Origin of the sequence: Geodermatophilus obscurus DSM 43160 (assembly GCF_000025345.1) — a bacterium.
In the GTDB taxonomy this organism is placed as follows: Bacteria; Actinomycetota; Actinomycetes; order Mycobacteriales; family Geodermatophilaceae; genus Geodermatophilus; species Geodermatophilus obscurus.
The window spans coordinates 4314637-4330603 of sequence record NC_013757.1 but is presented as its reverse complement, the minus strand read 5'-3'; the positions used below and the strand labels follow the sequence as shown (position 1 = coordinate 4330603).

General features: G+C 74.3%; 12 protein-coding genes. 5 read left to right on the top strand and 7 right to left on the bottom strand.

Going from position 1 to position 15967, the window contains the following annotated elements; all coding sequences use genetic code 11:
- Positions 1-543: 543 nt before the first annotated feature.
- The 4 genes from GOBS_RS25745 to GOBS_RS20085 form a co-directional block, all read right to left on the bottom strand.
- Entirely contained in the window at positions 544-1806 is a 1263-nt protein-coding gene (locus GOBS_RS25745; RefSeq protein ID WP_012950104.1) for a hypothetical protein, read from the bottom strand.
- 283 nt (positions 1807-2089) lie between these two features.
- Positions 2090-3421, bottom strand: coding sequence for a crotonyl-CoA carboxylase/reductase (gene ccrA / locus GOBS_RS20095; RefSeq protein WP_012950103.1), 1332 nt, complete (start codon positions 3419-3421; stop codon positions 2090-2092).
- Between the two features lie 89 nt (positions 3422-3510).
- Positions 3511-3999, bottom strand: coding sequence for a methylmalonyl-CoA epimerase (mce, locus tag GOBS_RS20090; RefSeq protein ID WP_012950102.1), 489 nt, complete (start codon positions 3997-3999; stop codon positions 3511-3513).
- A gap of 209 nt (positions 4000-4208) precedes the next feature.
- Entirely contained in the window at positions 4209-5045 is an 837-nt protein-coding gene (locus tag GOBS_RS20085) for an alpha/beta fold hydrolase (protein ID WP_012950101.1), read from the bottom strand.
- A 201-nt stretch (positions 5046-5246) separates the two neighbouring features.
- Between GOBS_RS20085 and GOBS_RS20080 the strand changes: the two genes are divergently transcribed.
- From GOBS_RS20080 to GOBS_RS20070, 3 genes are read left to right on the top strand one after another with little or no spacing between them, the layout of a single operon-like run.
- Positions 5247-6437 (top strand): acetyl-CoA C-acetyltransferase, encoded by a 1191-nt coding sequence (locus tag GOBS_RS20080; protein ID WP_012950100.1) that lies wholly within the window; start codon positions 5247-5249, stop codon positions 6435-6437.
- Positions 6434-7453, top strand: a complete 1020-nt coding sequence (meaB, locus tag GOBS_RS20075; protein WP_208104327.1) for a methylmalonyl Co-A mutase-associated GTPase MeaB — start codon at positions 6434-6436, stop codon at positions 7451-7453. The genes GOBS_RS20080 and meaB overlap by 4 nt, the downstream gene beginning before the upstream one ends.
- Positions 7454-7498: 45 nt before the next feature.
- Positions 7499-8974, top strand: a complete 1476-nt coding sequence (locus GOBS_RS20070; RefSeq protein ID WP_012950098.1) for a phytoene desaturase family protein — start codon at positions 7499-7501, stop codon at positions 8972-8974.
- 326 nt (positions 8975-9300) lie between these two features.
- Here GOBS_RS20070 and GOBS_RS20065 read toward each other — a convergent pair whose 3' ends face one another.
- Positions 9301-9777 (bottom strand): hypothetical protein, encoded by a 477-nt coding sequence (locus tag GOBS_RS20065; protein WP_166487472.1) that lies wholly within the window; start codon positions 9775-9777, stop codon positions 9301-9303.
- 156 nt (positions 9778-9933) lie between these two features.
- Here GOBS_RS20065 and GOBS_RS20060 point away from each other — a divergent pair, with 156 nt between their 5' ends.
- Both GOBS_RS20060 and GOBS_RS20055 read left to right on the top strand, forming a co-directional pair.
- Positions 9934-10458, top strand: coding sequence for a MarR family winged helix-turn-helix transcriptional regulator (locus GOBS_RS20060; protein WP_012950096.1), 525 nt, complete (start codon positions 9934-9936; stop codon positions 10456-10458).
- A gap of 49 nt (positions 10459-10507) precedes the next feature.
- Positions 10508-11473: a tetratricopeptide repeat protein gene (locus GOBS_RS20055; RefSeq protein ID WP_012950095.1), complete on the top strand. Its 966-nt coding sequence runs from the start codon at positions 10508-10510 to the stop codon at positions 11471-11473.
- Positions 11474-11527: 54 nt separating this feature from the next.
- Here GOBS_RS20055 and GOBS_RS20050 read toward each other — a convergent pair whose 3' ends face one another.
- Positions 11528-12928 (bottom strand): neutral zinc metallopeptidase, encoded by a 1401-nt coding sequence (locus GOBS_RS20050; protein WP_166487471.1) that lies wholly within the window; start codon positions 12926-12928, stop codon positions 11528-11530.
- A gap of 146 nt (positions 12929-13074) precedes the next feature.
- Positions 13075-15948, bottom strand: coding sequence for a 1,4-alpha-glucan branching protein GlgB (glgB, locus tag GOBS_RS20045; protein WP_012950093.1), 2874 nt, complete (start codon positions 15946-15948; stop codon positions 13075-13077).
- Positions 15949-15967: the final 19 nt, after the last annotated feature.

The following is a 15967-nucleotide window of genomic DNA, read 5'->3' as shown; positions in this document are numbered from 1 at the left end:
GGCTCGCCGTCGGTGACGGTGAGGACGAGGTCGCCCGGGCCGGTCGGCTCCTCGGTGCCCACGAGGTCGTCGGGGGCGCCGGCGGTCAGCAGGTCGCCGCGGACGTCGTCCGCGGGGCGCAACCGCGCGTCGTCCGGCAGTTCGCGCTCGGCCCACTCCAGCAGCGCCCCGGCGGGGTCCTCCGGGGACGGGCCCGGGGAGGCGGAGGGGGCAGTGGTCGGCGCAGGGGCGGAGGGGGTGCCCAGGTCGCCGGTCGGTCGCCCGCCGTCCGCGGTCGACCGGTCCGCCCGGTCCCCGCCGACCACGAGGGCGACGACCGCCGCCGCCAGCACCGCCACGAGCTCGGCCGCGACGACCACCAGCCCGAGTGGGCCGCGCAGCCGGGGGCCGAGCCGCCCGCCGGAGGCTTGGCGGTGCCGAGCACGGCGGGTGGGCACCTCGCCCCCTCCCCGGCGTCCGTGGACGCGTCCGCCCGCGGGACGCCGGCGGCCATCCTTCAGGGTCCCGCCGCGAGCCTGCGAGCGGTGGGGGGATGGTCCTCTTTCAGCGCCGGCCGGGGGTGACGGGCTGGCTGCCGGTGTCGGCGGCGTCGGGTTGGACCGCCGGCTGGACGAGGGTCGGCGGGTCGACCCTGGACGGCGCCGAGGCCGCGGTGCTGCCCGTGGTCACCGGACGCAGCTGCTGGGTCGTCTGCGGGTCGGACGTTCCCTGCTGGCTCGGTGCGTCGGCCACCGGGGTGACGGCGGGCTGCGTCGGCGGGGCCGGGGGCCGGGTGGGCTGACGTGCCGCGGCCGCCTCGCCGTTGCCCGCGGGCGGCTCGGGACGCTGCGCCGGCTGGGGTGCCGTCGTGGGCCGCACCACCGGCTGCTGCGCCGTGACCGGTCCGACCGGCTGTGACTGCCGCTGCTCGTCGCGGGCCGGCTCGGGCCCGGTCTGCGGGGAGCGGGGGGTCGGCTGCGGGCGGACCGCGGCCGGCGGCCGGGGGCCGGCCTGCGGCTGGGGACGCCGGTCGCCGAGGCCAGGGAGCCGCTCGAGCAGCGAGCGCACCTCGAGCAGCCGGCCGGTGAGCTCGTCCCGCACCGCACGGATGGCCGCCGCAGCCGCTTCGGCGTCGCTGACCAGCTGGGTGGCGTGCTTCTCGGCCGCGGCAACCCGCTGCGCGGCTGCCTGCGCCGACGAGCGATCGCGCTCCTCATCCAGCCGGGCCGCCTCCTGCCGGCGGGCCCGCTGGGCGATCTCGAAGTCCTCCTCGACCTTCGCCCGCCGGGCCTGGGACTCGGCGTCGAGCCGGGCCACCTTCTCCTGGGCCTTGGCGACCAGCTCGTCGGCGCGGATCTGCGCCTTGCTGGCGATCTGCTCGGCGTTCTGCCGGGCCTCGGCGATCATCCGGTCGACCTCGGCCTGCCCGGCGGCGTGCCGCTCGTGCATCGCCCGCTCCTCGGCGGCGGTGTGCTCCCGCAGCGCCTGGGCCTCCTGCTCGGCGGACCGGCGGATCTCCGCCGCCTCCTCCTCGGCGAGCCGCAGCATGTGCTGGATGCGCTCGCTGATGTTCTCGAAGGTGGCCGGCCCGGAGGACGCGGCCTTGCGCCGCAGCTGCTCGATCTCCCCGTGCAGCGCCGAGAGCTGGCCGGCGAGGTCGGACGAGCGGCTCATCGCCGCGTCGCGGTCGGCCAGGGCGACCTGGATGTCGGCCTCGAGGCGCTCGATCGTCTCGGCCACCTGGTGCCGGTCGTAGCCCCGGAGCACCACGTCGAACGAGTGCTGGGCCTCGCGCATCGGCAGCATGTCGCGGCGGGGATCGGTCATGCGGTCATCCTCGCAGAGTCGGCGGGTGGGTCCGTCGTGTCGTCAGACCCACCCTGCAGGGTGCCAGCACGGCACCGGACCGCGCCACGTGCCGGCACCCCGCCCGGCCCTGCCGCTGGCTCGGTGAGGCCCTGGGGCGGCCACCCCAGGGCCTCACCGAGCCGGGCGACCTCCTGGAACGGCTCCCTGCAGGGTCCCGCCGCCGGCCCCGTCCAGAGGCTCGTCCCGAGCTCGCGAGGGATGAGGACGGGTCCTTCGACGGCGGGGGGCGGGGGGTCCTCTCTCAGACGCCCCGGAACCGGTTGATCGCGGCGAGGTGCTTCTCCCGCTTGGCGGCGTCCTTGACGCCGAGGCCCTCCTCGGGGGCGAGGGTGAGCACGCCGACCTTGCCCTGGTGGGCGTTGTGGTGGACGTCGCACGCGGCCTGGCCGACCTGGTCCATCGGGTACACCTTGGACAGCGTCGGGTGGATGAGGCCCTTGTCGATGAGCCGGTTGGCCTCCCAGGCCTCCTTGTAGTTGGCGAAGTGGCTGCCGACGATCCGCTTGAGGTTCATCCACAGGTAGCGGTTGTCGTAGGAGTGCATGTACCCGCTGGTCGAGGCGCAGGTGACGATCGTGCCGCCCTTCTTGGCGACGTAGACCGAGGCGCCGAATGTCTCCCGGCCGGGGTGCTCGAAGACGATGTCGACGTCGTCCCCGCCGGTCAGCTCCCGGATCTTCTTGCCCAGCCGCTGCCACTCCTTGGGGTCCTGGGTGTCCTCGTCCCTCCAGAACCGGTAGCCCTCGGCGGAGCGGTCGATGACCAGCTCGGCACCCATCGAGCGGACGATGGCGGCCTTCTCGGGGCTGGAGACCACGCACACCGGGATGGCGCCGCCGTTGAGGGCCATCTGGGTGGCGTAGGAGCCCAGGCCACCCGACGCGCCCCAGATCAGCACGACGTCGCCCTGCTTCATGTCCGCGCCGTTGCGGGACACCAGCTGCCGGTAGGCGGTGGAGTTGACCAGCCCGGGAGCGGCGGCCTCCTCCCAGGACAGGTGCGCCGGCTTGGGCATCAGCTGGTTGCTCTTGACCAGGGCGAGCTCGGCCAGGCCGCCGAAGTTGGTCTCGAAGCCCCAGATCCGCTGCTGCGGGTCCAGCATCGTGTCGTCGTGGCCGGCCGGGTCCTCCAGCTCCACCGACAGGCAGTGCGCGACGACCTCGTCGCCGGGCTTCCACCGGTTCACGCCCGGGCCCACCCGCAGCACCACACCGGCCAGGTCCGAACCGACCACGTGGTAGGGCAGGTCGTGCCGCTTGGTGAGGGCGTTCTGGCGGCCGTAGCGCTCCAGGAACCCGAAGGTCGACACCGGCTCGAAGATCGACGTCCAGACGGTGTTGTAGTTCACCGAGGACGCCATCACCGCGACGATCGCCTCACCCGGACCCAGCTCCGGGGTGGCCACCTCCTCCACGTGCAGCGACTTGCGCGGGTCCTTCTCCTTGGCGGTCAGGCCCTCGAACAGGTCCTGCTCGTCCTTCCGGACCAGCACGGCCCGGTAGGACTCCGGCACCGGCAGCCCGGCCATGGCGTCCAGCTGGTCGGCGAGGATGGCGTCCCTGATCTCGTTCACGCGGTCTCCCGGGTCTTCGTCGGCTCGTGAGTCGGTGGAGCGGCAGTGCGGTGGCGCGAGATGTTACCGGCCGGTAGGTAGGTAGGGCGTCAGCCCACCGGCCGGGTGGTCGGGTCGGGTGGTCGGTGCGCGGACGCCGCCGGCTCGACGAGCTCGACGAGGACGCCGCCGGCGTCCTTGGGGTGGACGAAGTTGACCCGGCTGTCCGAAGTCCCCCGCTTCGGGGTGTCGTACAGCAGCCGGAGGCCGCGCTCGCGCAGCGTCGCGCTGACCGCCTCGACGTCGGTCACGCGGAAGGCCAGCTGCTGCAGGCCCGGGCCGGAGCGACCGATGAACTTCGCGATCGTCGACTCGGGGGTCAGTGGGGCGAGCAGCTGGATGCGGGTGTCGCCGTCGCCGACGGCGAGCATCGCCTCGCGGACGCCCTGCTCCTCGTTGACCTCCTCGTGCACCGAGTGCACGCCGAAGGCCTGGGCGTAGAAGGCCAGCGCCTCGTCCAGGTCCGGGACGGCGACGCCGACGTGGTCGATCGTGGTGAACAACTCGGCCGGCAGGCCGGTGCGCGGATCGGTGGTCATCGCGGCATCCTCCCGGACCAGACGTCTGAGACGACAGGTGGGTCGGACACACACAGGGGAGGATCCGCCGCACACCGGCGCACGGCGAGCCCCGGAGGCCTGGTTGCAGGCAGAAGGACCCCGTCCTCCTCACCGCTCGCACGCTCGGGGCGAGCCTCTGGACGGGGCCTGGCGCGAGTTCGCGAGCGGTGGGGCGGCCAGGTCCTCCTTCAGCGACGCAGGAAGCGGATCAGCGCCTCGTTGAACTGCTCGGGGTGCGAGGCGTTGAGCCCGTGCGGCCCGCCCTCGATGACGACCAGCTCGCTGTCCGGGATCAGCTCGTGCGAGCGCTTGCCGCTGACCTCCAACGGCACGATCGCGTCCGAGTCGCCGTGGACGACCAGCGTCGGCACGGTGATCCCGGCGACGTCGCCGCGGAAGTCGGTGCGGCTGAAGGCGGTGATGCAGTCCAGCGTGCCCTTCGGCGAGGCGGCCTCGGCGATGTGCAGCGCGTACTGCCGCTGCTGCTCGCTGACCTGCAGGCCCCGGTCGCCGGCCGAGAAGAAGGTCGTGGTGAAGCCGTCGAGGAAGGCGAGGCGGTCCGTGACGACGCCCTGCTGGAACTGCTCGATGGTGGCGTCGTCCAGGCCGCCGTCCGGGTTGTCGTCGGACCTGTACAGGTACGGCGGCACGGCGGCGGCGAGCACCGCGCGGCTGACCCGCTCGGTGCCGTGGGTGGCGAGGTAGCGGACGACCTCGCCACCGCCCATGGAGAAGCCGACGAGCGCGACGTCGCGCAGGTCCAGGTGCTCGAGCAGGGCGTGCAGGTCGGCGCTGAAGGTGTCGTAGTCGTAGCCGTTCCAGGGCTGCGACGAATCGCCGAAGCCGCGGCGGTCGTAGGTGACGACGCGGTGGCCGGCCTCGACCAGCGGGCCGACCTGCGCCTCCCAGGAGCGGCCGGACAGCGGCCATCCGTGGATCAGCACGACCGGGCGTCCGGCGCCGACGTCCTGGTGGTGCAGCTCGACCGGGTGTCCGTTCTCGGTGCCGACGTCCAGGCGGGGCATGGGAGCCTCCTCGTCTCGGGTCCTTGGTCCCTCGTCCGCTACCCGGTGGCGTACCATTCGAATGCACTGAGACGCTCGTCACGCCGGTGACCACGCCGCTGCCCGGGTCCTATCCTGCGAGGGATCAGCGCCGTGTCTCCGTGGTGCGGCGCTACCGACCCCGCGGTCGCCAGCGTCGGCGGCCCGCCCCTGGAGGCAGTCATGTCCCGTTCGGTCATCGTCAGCGGCGCCCGCACCCCGATGGGTCGGCTGCTCGGCTCGCTCAAGGACTTCTCCGCCGCCGACCTCGGCGGGATCGCGATCAAGGCGGCGCTGGAGCGGGCCGGCATCTCCGGCGACCAGGTCGAGTACGTGATCATGGGGCAGGTGCTGCAGGCCGGCGCCGGCCAGAACCCGGCTCGTCCCGCGGCGGTCGCCGCCGGCATCCCCATGACGGTGCCGGCCATCACCGTCAACAAGGTCTGCCTCTCCGGCATGAGCGCCATCGCGATGGCCGACCAGCTCATCCGCGCCGGCGAGTTCGACGTCGTCGTGGCCGGGGGCCAGGAGTCGATGACCAACGCCCCGCACCTGCTGCCCAACTCCCGCACCGGCACGAAGTACGGCGACGCGAGGCTCGTCGACGCGATGGCGCACGACGGGCTGTCGGACACCTTCGACCAGGTCGCCATGGGTGAGCTGACCGAGCAGGCGAACAGCCGGTACGACCTGACCCGCGAGGAGCAGGACGCGTTCGCCGCGGAGAGCCACCAGAAGGCCGCCCGCTCGGGGAAGAACGGCGTCTTCGAGGAGTCGATCACCCCGGTGCTGGTCCCGCAGCGCAAGGGTGACCCGATCGAGTTCCGGGACGACGAGGGCGTCCGCGCCGACACCACGGTGGAGACCCTGTCGAGGCTGAAGCCCGCCTTCGCCAAGGACGGCACGATCACCGCCGGCACCGCCTCACAGATCTCCGACGGCGCCTGCGCGGTCGTGGTGATGAGCGCCGAGAAGGCCGCCGAGCTGGGGATCACCCCGATCGCCGAGATCGGCGCGCACGGCGTCGTCGCCGGGCCCGACGCGACACTGCAGAGCCAGCCGTCCCGTGCCGTCCAGCGGGCCTGCGAGCGCGAGGGCATCGACCCCAAGGAGCTCGACGTGGTCGAGTTCAACGAGGCCTTCGCCGCCGTCGCCCTCGTCTCCACCAAGGAGCTCGGGATCGACCCGGAGAAGGTCAACCCCAACGGTGGCGCGATCGCCCTCGGTCACGCGATCGGCATGAGCGGCGCTCGGCTCGTGCTCGACGTGGCGCTGGAGCTGCGCCGTCGGGGCGGCGGCGTGGGTGCCGCCGCGCTGTGCGGCGGCGGCGGTCAGGGCGACGCGCTGATCCTGCACGTGCCAGCCAAGGCGTGACCTCGGACGGCATCGCCGTCCAGACGCCCCGCCCCGCCGCCCCCCGTGGGCGGCGGGGCCGCCGCGTGGTGGACATCCCCGACCTGGTCGCCCGGGCGCGGGACGGCGAGGCCCGCGCGGTGGCGCGGCTGATCTCGCTGGTCGAGGACGCCAGCCCGGCGCTGCGCGAGGTCGCCGCCGCGCTGGCCCCGCACACCGGCTCGGCCCAAGTCATCGGGCTCACCGGCTCGCCCGGGGTGGGCAAGTCCACGACGACGACCGCGCTGGTCCGCGCCTACCGCGAGCGCGGGCTGCGGGTCGGCGTCCTCGCGGTCGACCCGTCGTCCCCCTTCTCCGGCGGGGCGCTGCTCGGCGACCGGGTGCGCATGCAGGGCCACGCCGGGGACGCCGGCGTCTACATCCGCTCCATGGCCTCGCGTGGCCACCTCGGTGGGCTGGCCTGGGCCACCCCGCAGGCGCTGCGGGTGCTGGACGCCGCCGGGTGCGACGTCGTGCTGGTCGAGACCGTCGGCGTCGGGCAGTCCGAGCTGGAGGTCGCCTCGCTCGCCGACACCACGCTGGTGCTGCTCGCGCCGGGCATGGGCGACGGCATCCAGGCGGCGAAGGCCGGGATCCTCGAGGTCGCCGACGTCCTGGTGGTGAACAAGGCCGACCGGGACGGCGCCGACCAGACGGTGCGGGACCTGCGCTACACGCTCTCGCTCGGCGGCCGGCACGACCTCCCCGGCGCCTGGCGCCCGCCGATCCGCCGCACGGTGGCCGCCTCGGACACCGGCATCGACGAGCTCGTCGAGACGATCGGGGAGCACCGCGCGTGGCTGGGCTCCTCGGGCGAGGGGCACCGCCGCCGGGTGGTCCGCGCGGCGCGCGAGATCGAGGCGATCGCGCTGGCCGGGCTGCGGGAGCGGATGGGCGACATCCGCGGCTCGGCGGCGCTGAGCACCCTGGCCGAGCAGGTGGTGGCGGGGGAGATCGACCCGTTCCGCTCCGCCACCCTGCTCCTGGACCAGCTGTAAGCCGCTGCTCGCGCAGCGCTGACCCGTTGAGGGCACGATGGCGGGGTGAACGGGAAGCCGGACGCCGTCGTCGTCGGGAGCGGGCCGAACGGGCTGGCGGCAGCCCTCCGGCTGGCCGCCGCCGGGCTGCGGGTGCAGGTCGTCGAGGCGGCCGGCCGCCCCGGCGGCGGGATGCGCACCGAGGAGCTCATGCGGCCGGGGTACCGGCACGACGTCTGCTCGATCGTGCAGCCGATGGCCGCCGCGGCACCGTTCTTCCGCGAGTTCGACCTGCCCAGCCGGGGCGTCCGCCTCGTGCAGCCGGAGGTCAACTTCGCCCACCCCCTCGACGGCGGCGGCGCCTCGGTCGCCTACCGCTCGCTCGCGGAGACCGCGGCCGGCCTCGGGCCGGACGGGCCGGCCTACCGCCGGCTGTTCGAGCCGCTCGTGGAGCACGGGCAGGACGTCGTCGACTTCTTCCTGACCAGCCGGCTGCGCCGGCTGCCGACCCGCAGCGTGCCGCAGATCGCGCACTTCGGGCTCAACGGGCTGCCCAACGTGCGCTGGCTGGCGCACCGCTACTTCGAGACCGAGGGTGCCCGCGCGCTGCTGGGCGGGGCGGCCGCGCACGGGATGCTCGACCTGACCCGGCCGCTCACCTCCGCGCTCGGGATGCTGCTGACCATGCTCGGCCACCACGCCGGCTGGCCGCTGGTCGAGGGCGGGTCGCAGAACCTCGCCGACGCGATGGTGACCGCCCTGGAGCAGCAGGGCGGCGAGGTGGAGACCGACCACCTGGTCACCGACCTGCGCGAGTTCGACGGCGTCCCGGCCGTGCTGCTGGACACCACGCCGGAGGCCTTCGTGGCGATGGCCGGCGATCGGGTGCACGAGGGCTACCGCCGCTGGGTGGACCGGTACCAGCACGGTGCAGGCGTCTTCAAGGTCGACTGGATCCTGTCCGAGCCGGTGCCCTGGACCAACCCCGACGTGCGGCGGGCCGGGACCATCCACGTCGCCGGGACCCTGGAGGAGACGATCGACGGGGAGCGGGCCCCCAACGAGCGGAGGTCCACCGACCGCCCGTACGTGCTCGCCGTCCAGCCGACCGTGCCGGACCCGACGCGCGCTCCCGAGGGCGGGCACGTCTTCTGGGCCTACGTGCACGTGCCGCACGGGTCGGACGTCGACATGACCGCGGCCATCGAGGACCAGATCGAGCGCTTCGCACCGGGCTTCAAGGACACGATCGTCGAGCGGGCCACGAAGAACGCCGTCCAGATGGAGGCGTGGAACCCGACGTACCTCGGCGGGGACATCTCCAACGGCCAGGCGACGCTGCGGCAGATGCTGGCCCGGCCGGTGCCGCGCTGGAACACCTATAAGACGCCGGTGCAGGGGGTCTACCTCGCCTCGTCGGCGACGCCGCCCGGGCCGGCCGTGCACGGTGCCTGTGGCGACAACGCCGCGCAGGTGGCGCTGCGCGAGGTGTTCGGGTTGCGGCACGTCCCCCGGCTGCGCCCCGCCCCGCCCGCCGCCTGACCTCCGCCGGGCTCGGTCTCCCCTCGCCGCCGTCCCGCTCGCCGAGTGTCGACCTGTGGTCGCCTACGGGCCGAGGAGGCGACCACGGGTCGACACTCACTCAGGCCCCGAGGGCCGCAGCGATCCGGGCAACCAACCGGTCGTCGGCATCCCGCACGGTGTGCTGGGCGACGGGGCGGGGGAGCGGCGACGCGTGCAGCACCAGCCGCAGCCGCGTCTCCTGCGGTGACTCGGCGAGGCCGTCTGCGCGTGCCGCGGCGTCCCGGGCGCAGCGGCACCCCGCCCGGACACGAGCGCGGCCGCGGCGCGGATCGCCGCGAGGTCGGTCAGCCCGGCGCGGACGAGATGGTCGACGGAGGCCACGGCCTCGTCCAGGGGAGGGCGCGGCCCAGGTCCACGGCGGTCGCCACGGCGGTGGTCACCCGGGCCCCACGCCGCAGGGCGACGTCGACCGGCGGCAGGGCTCGCCGTCGGACCCGTAGGCCCGGGGACGGTGCCGGGTGCCGCCCCGGGCGGGACGGTGAGCTCGACGGGGTCTCCGACGCCGGCGGCCGGCAGCCCCCCACCGCGTCGCGGCGCTGCGTCCGCTGACGACGGGCGCCGGGCAGCAGGAGTCCGGCGGCGGCCACGGCCAGGAGCGAGTGGGTCAGCTCGACCGCCGAGCAGGCGTAGACGTCCCGGAACACGTGCAGCCAGGCGGAGCTCCGCAGCTGCCTGCGGGTCAGCAGTCCCGCGGCGACCACGGCGGAACCGCGGAAGACGGGTCCGTGCAGCGCGGGCGGACGGTGGGGAACGACGGGCACCGGCACAGCCTCGCTGTCGGGGGGGGGGGGGGGGTAGGTGCCCTCGGCGTTGTCCACAGGTGTCGGCGACTGGAGAGCTGTGGTCGTCTCCTGCGGCCGGAGGCGACTACGGCTCGCCACTCGGTGCACGCGCCGGCCCCCGTAGCCTCTGGGGCCATGGTCCGTCCGCTGGGGTTGCCGTTCGATCCCATCGCACGCGCCGGGGAGTCGTGGGAGCAGCGCTTCGGCCCCGCCGCGGCGATGCGCGCCGCGACCTCGGTCTTCCGGGTGCAGCAGATCCTGCTCGCCCGTTTCGACGAGGCGCTGCGGCCGCACGCGCTGACCTTCGCCCGCTACGAGGTGCTGGTGCTGCTCACCTTCAGCCGCACCGGCGAGCTGCCGCTGAAGGTGATCGGCAGCCGGCTGATGGTGCACCCGACCAGCGTCACCAACGCCATCGACCGGCTGGTCGCCGCCGGCTACGTCGACCGGCGTCCCAACCCCGCCGACGGTCGGGGCGTGCTCGCCGCGATCACCGACCGCGGGCGGGTCGTCGTCGAGGAGGCGACCGCCGCCCTGACCGCACTGGACTTCGGCCTCGGCGACGTGCCCGACGCCGAGCTGGACACGCTGTTCGCGATCCTCGAGCGGGTCCGTCGCGGAGCCGGCGACGTGGCGGACGACGGGACGGCGGGCGGCTGAGCCCCGGCACCCCCGACACCGCTTCAGCCGCGGTGGGATGATCGAGGTCATGCAGCCCACCCGTCCCGGACGCCCCGACCCGCGCGCGCAGGCCCAGCAGGCCCAGCTGGCCGCCTCTCTCGCCGGCGCGGTCGACCTCGCCGCCGTCAAGGCCCGCTCCGAGGCCGCGGCACGGGCCCAGTCGGCGCCGCCGCCCAGCGCCGCCGGGCCGGCCGGCGCCCCGGGGGCCGCGGTCGTCGACGTCACCGAGGAGACCTTCCAGGCCGAGGTGCTCGACCGCTCCTTCCAGGTGCCGGTCGTGCTCGACCTGTGGGCCGAGTGGTGCGGGCCGTGCAAGCAGCTGTCCCCGGTGCTCGAGCGGCTGGCGGCGGAGGGCGGCGGCTCCTGGGTGCTGGCCAAGGTCGACGTCGACGCCAACCCCGCGCTCGCGCAGGGCCTGCGGGTCCAGGGCATCCCCGCGGTCAAGGCGGTCTGGCAGGGCCAGCTGGTCGCCGAGTTCACCGGTGCCATCCCGGAGGAGCAGGCGCGGCAGTTCGTCACCGAGCTGGTGCGGGCGACCACCGGTGGCGCCGTGCCGGGTGCCGGTGACGAGCCCGGCGAGGCCGAGGACCCACGGCTGGACGCCGCCGAGGCCGCCCTCGAGCGCGGTGACCTGACCGCCGCCGAGGCCGCCTACCAGTCGATCCTCGACGCCGAGCCCGACCACCCGGTGGCGGGCCTCGCGCTGCGCCAGGTGCAGCTGTTCCGCCGCGCCGACGAGGCCGGACCGGATGCGCTCGCCGCCGCCGACGCCGCTCCGGACGACGTCGCCGCACAGGCCCGGGCCGCGGACTTCCTGCTCGGCACCGGGGACGTCGAGGGCGCCTTCGAGCGGCTGCTGGACGTCGTCCGCCGGACCGCCGGGGACGACCGCGACCAGGCGCGCCGGCACCTGGTGGAGCTTTTCGGCGTCGTCGGCGACCAGGACCCGCGGGTCGCCGCGGCCCGCCGCCAGCTCACCCTCGCGCTGTACTGAGGCCCCCTCCTCCCCGCCCCTCGCTCCGCTCGGGGCGGTGCCCTGGAGGGGGCCTCAGAGGCCGACGTCGCAGGCGGCGGCGCCCTCGAAGAAGCCGTTGCGGAACAGGTCGACCAGCTGGAAGCCGGTCAGCGAGACCTCGGGCACCACCGACGGGTCGGTCCCGTAGGTCAGCAGGAACTGCACGGCCTCGTCGATGTCGCCGGGGGAGATGTCGGCGGCCGTCAGCTCGTCGTCGAAGAAGGCCGACGAGAACCAGCCGGTGAGGCACACCGACGACCGGATGGCCGCCTCGTCGTCGGTGGACAGCCCCAGCTGGTCGCGCGCGGCGAGCGCGTAGGGCAGCGAGGCGGCGGTGATGACGGCGTACTCGGCGCCGCCGAGCTCCTCGTAGGCCGGGCCGACCAGGTCCTGGACGTCGTAGCCGACGAGGTCCTCGTCGGCGCAGAACACCAGGTCCAGGTCGTCGGCGGCGCAGTTCGGCGGGTTGCCCTGGAAGGGCTCGAGCTGCGGCGGGGTGAACGTCTCCCTGAAGACCTGGTCGAACGCGAGGCCCCAGAACTCCGGGAGGGCGTCGGCGGTGATCTGCTGCGCCTCGCCGAAGGGCGCGTTCCCGCCGCTCGCTGCCTCGTCAGCCGACGAGAAGGCGCCCTGGGTGTAGGGGCGCTGGGCGGAGAAGCCGTCGCGGCAGGCGGTCGGGCCGGCCTGGAAGCCCTCCTGGAACGCCGAGATGCGGTCGAAGTAGGACCCGTGTGCGGCCTCGGTGTTGATGCTGGTGCCCACCGGGTCGCGCAGCAGCAGGTAGCCGCGCAGCACCTCGTCGAGCTCGGGTGCGCGGATCTGCGTGTGCTCGCTCTGCCCGTCGGCGACCCACGCCGTCCAGGCGCCGGCGAAGCAGTCGGCCTGGGTCTCCACCGAGATGGAGTAGTCGGGGTAACCGACCCGGCCCTGCACCGCGTGGCCGAACTCGTGGGCCATCACCAGCGCGGGGATGAAGCGGCCGTACTGCTCGGCGAGCTCCTGCAGGAAGGCGCGGTCGTAGCTGATGGAGTCGGAGTTCGGTGCGTCCGGGGCCTGGCAGTAGAAGGCGTTGCCCTCCACGTCGCGGGGGTCGGAGCCGCAGCCGATGCCCTGCGGGTACGCGCCGGGGTCGACGTCGTTGGGGTCGGCGCTGAAGTAGCCGCCCCGGAGCGGCACGAAGTCCTGCCCGAAGACGTCGGGGAACTGCTGGGCCCAGTAGGCCTCGAGGTCGGCCAGGGCGTTGCGCGCCAGGGTGTCGATCGGGCCGCCGGTGGCGCCGACGACCTGCAGCTCGGCGGAGGGGATGTCGGAGGCCGGGGGCCGGGCTGCACTGGGCAGGCCGACGACGGCGACGGAGCAGCCGGACGCCAGCAGCAGCGCAGCCGTGGCGAGCAGGGCCACGGCCGCGCGGCGCACGGAGGAAGCAGCAGGCATGTCCCTCGGATCGTCGCATCGTGGCGGCCTCGTCGCGCCCGGAGTTGCAGGTCCGTGGGCGACGGCGCGGCCCAGGACGCACGGAACGGCTCTCCTGCAGGACCCCGCCGCGAGCTCGCGAATGGTGGGGCCCTGCAGGAAGGTCCTTACTCGTGCACGAACCAGACGGTGCCCAGGGGCGGGACGGCGAGGGTGGCCGAGTAGGGCTGACCGTGCCAGGGCTGCTCGACCGCCTCGACGGAGCCGTGGTTGCCGACGCCCGAGCCGCCGTAGCCCTCGGCGTCGGTGTTGAGCACCTCGCGCCAGGTGCCCGGCCGCGGCAGGCCGACGCGGTAGCCGTGGTGCGGGGTGCCCGAGAAGTTCGCGACGCAGGCCAGCGCCTCGCCACCGGCGCCGTCCGAGCCGTCGCCGGTGGCCTCGGTGCGGCCGTAGCGCAGGAAGGACAGCACGTTCCCCGAGGCGTCGTTGGCGTCGATCCACTGGAAGCCGGCGGGGTCGACGTCCTGGGACCACAGCGCGGCGGTCTCCTTGTACCGGGCGTTGAGGTCGGTCACCAGCTGCAGGACGCCGCGGTGCGCCGGGTCGTCGAGGTGCCACCAGTCCAGCGAGCGGCTCTCGGCCCACTCGGCGTCCTGGGCGAACTCCGACCCCATGAACAGCAGCTGCTTGCCGGGGTGGGCCCACATGTAGGCGAGGTAGCCGCGCAGGTTGGCCAGCTGCTGCCACCGGTCCCCGGGCATCTTCCGCAGCAGCGAGCCCTTGCCGTAGACGACCTCGTCGTGGCTGATCGGCAGCACGTAGTTCTCGGAGTAGGCGTAGACCATCGAGAACGTCAACTGGCCGTGGTGGTAGCCGCGGTACACCGGCTCCTTGGACATGTAGCCCAGCGAGTCGTGCATCCAGCCCATGTTCCACTTGAAGCCGAAGCCCAGGCCGCCGAGGTGGGTGGGCCGGGTGACGCCGGGCCAGGCGGTCGACTCCTCGGCGATGGTGACGACGCCGGGGACCTCGCGGTAGACGGTGGCGTTCATCTCCTGCAGGAACGCCATCGCCTCCAGGTTCTCCCGGCCGCCGTGCACGTTGGGCACCCACTCGTCGCGGGAGTAGTCCAGGTAGAGCATCGAGGCGACCGCGTCGACGCGGATGCCGTCGACGTGGAACTCCTTGCACCAGTACAGCGCGTTGGCGACGAGGAAGTTGCGGACCTCGGAGCGGCCGAAGTCGAAGACGTAGGTCCCCCAGTCCAGCTGCTCGCCGCGGCGCGGGTCGCCGTGCTCGTACAGCGGGGTGCCGTCGAAGCGGGCCAGCGCCCAGTCGTCCTTGGGGAAGTGCGCCGGGACCCAGTCGACTATGACGCCGATGCCGGCCTGGTGCGCCCGGTCGATGAGGTAGCGCAGGTCGTCGGGGCTGCCGAAGCGCGAGGTGGGCGCGTAGTAGGAGGTGACCTGGTAGCCCCAGGAGCCGCCGAAGGGGTGCTCGGCCAGCGGCATGAACTCGATGTGGGTGAAGCCGTGCTCGACGACGTAGCCGACCAGCTCGTCGGCCAGCTCGCGGTAGGACAGGCCCTGCCGCCACGAACCCGCGTGCACCTCGTAGACGCTCATCGGCCGCTGGTGCCAGCCGCCGCGGGCCCGCTCGGCCAACCACTCGTCGTCGGCCCACTCGTGGTGGGACTCGGTGACGATCGAGGCGTTGAGCGGCGGCACCTCGGTCTCGAAGGCCAGCGGGTCGGACTTGTGCCGCCACACGCCGTCGCGACCGAGCACGTGGTAGCGGTACTTCACGCCCACCTGGACGCCCGGGATGAAGATTTCCCAGACGCCGGAGGAGCCCAGCGACCGCATCGGGTAGGCGCGCGCCTCCCAGTAGTCGAAGTCGCCGGTCACCCGCACGCCCTGGGCGCTGGGCGCCCAGACGGCGAAGGAGACGCCCTCGACCTGGCCGCGCGGGGTGTCGTAGCGCCGCACGTGGGCGCCGAGCACCTCCCACAGCTGCTCGTGCCGGCCCTCGCGGATGAGGTGCTGGTCGAGCTCACCGATGGTGGACAGCCAGCGGTACGGGTCGTCGACGACGAAGGTGTTGGTGCCGTCCGCGCCGTCGCCGTAGGTCACCTCGACCCGGTAGTCCCCGGGCTGCGTGGGCAGGTGGGCCTCGAAGACGCCACCCGGGTGCAGCTGACGGGTGTCGTGGCGGGAGCCGTCCTCGTCGACGACGGTCACCGAGACCGCGTCGGGCCGCAGCGTGCGGACCACCCAGCCGTCGCGGGCGGGGTGCGCGCCGAGCACGCTGTGCGGGGCGTAGGACCACCCGTCGACGACGGCGCGCAGCTGCTCCTCGCTGACCTCGGCGGGCGCCTCCTGCTGGGCGAGGCCCTCCTCGGCGGGGGCCTGCCCCTCGGGGACGGTCGCCGCCGCCACCTCCGACCCGGTGCCGGCCGTGGCGTCCTCGGCGGGCCGGGGCGTGTCGACGGGCCGGGCCGCCGATGGCGGGGTGTTCGCGGACGGTGTCTCCGAAGGCTGGGTCTCGGCCGGGCCCGCGCCGCCGTCCTCGTCCGGGGCCTGCGGCGTGCTCGGCTCCGCCGGGTCCGGGCTCGGGGGCTCCGGCTGGCCGGCCGGGGCGCCGCTCGGGCTGCCCGGCTCGGCGATCGGCGCCGGGGCGACCACCGGTGCGGCGGTGCCGCCCTGCTCGGCGACGACCTCGCCCTGGGGCGCGTCGGCCTGGGCCGCCCTCTTCCGCGGCGCACGCTTGGTCGCCTTCTTCGCCGGGGCCTCGCCATCGGACGCCGCGGCGGTCTTCTTGGCAGTCGCCTTCTTCGCCGGGGCCTTCCCCGCCCCCGGGGCCTTCTTCGCCGCGGCCCGCTTGCGTGCCGGGGTGGCGTTGACGACCGGCTCCGCCTCGGCGGCCTCGGCCGCGGCGGTCTTCTCCTCGACGGCCGCCTGCAGCTCCTCGCGGCTCGCGGGCGCGCGCCCGCCGCTTCCGGGGGAGTCGGTGGTGCGCTCGGTCTCGTCCGGGGATGTCATCGCTCGCCGTCCTCTTCGG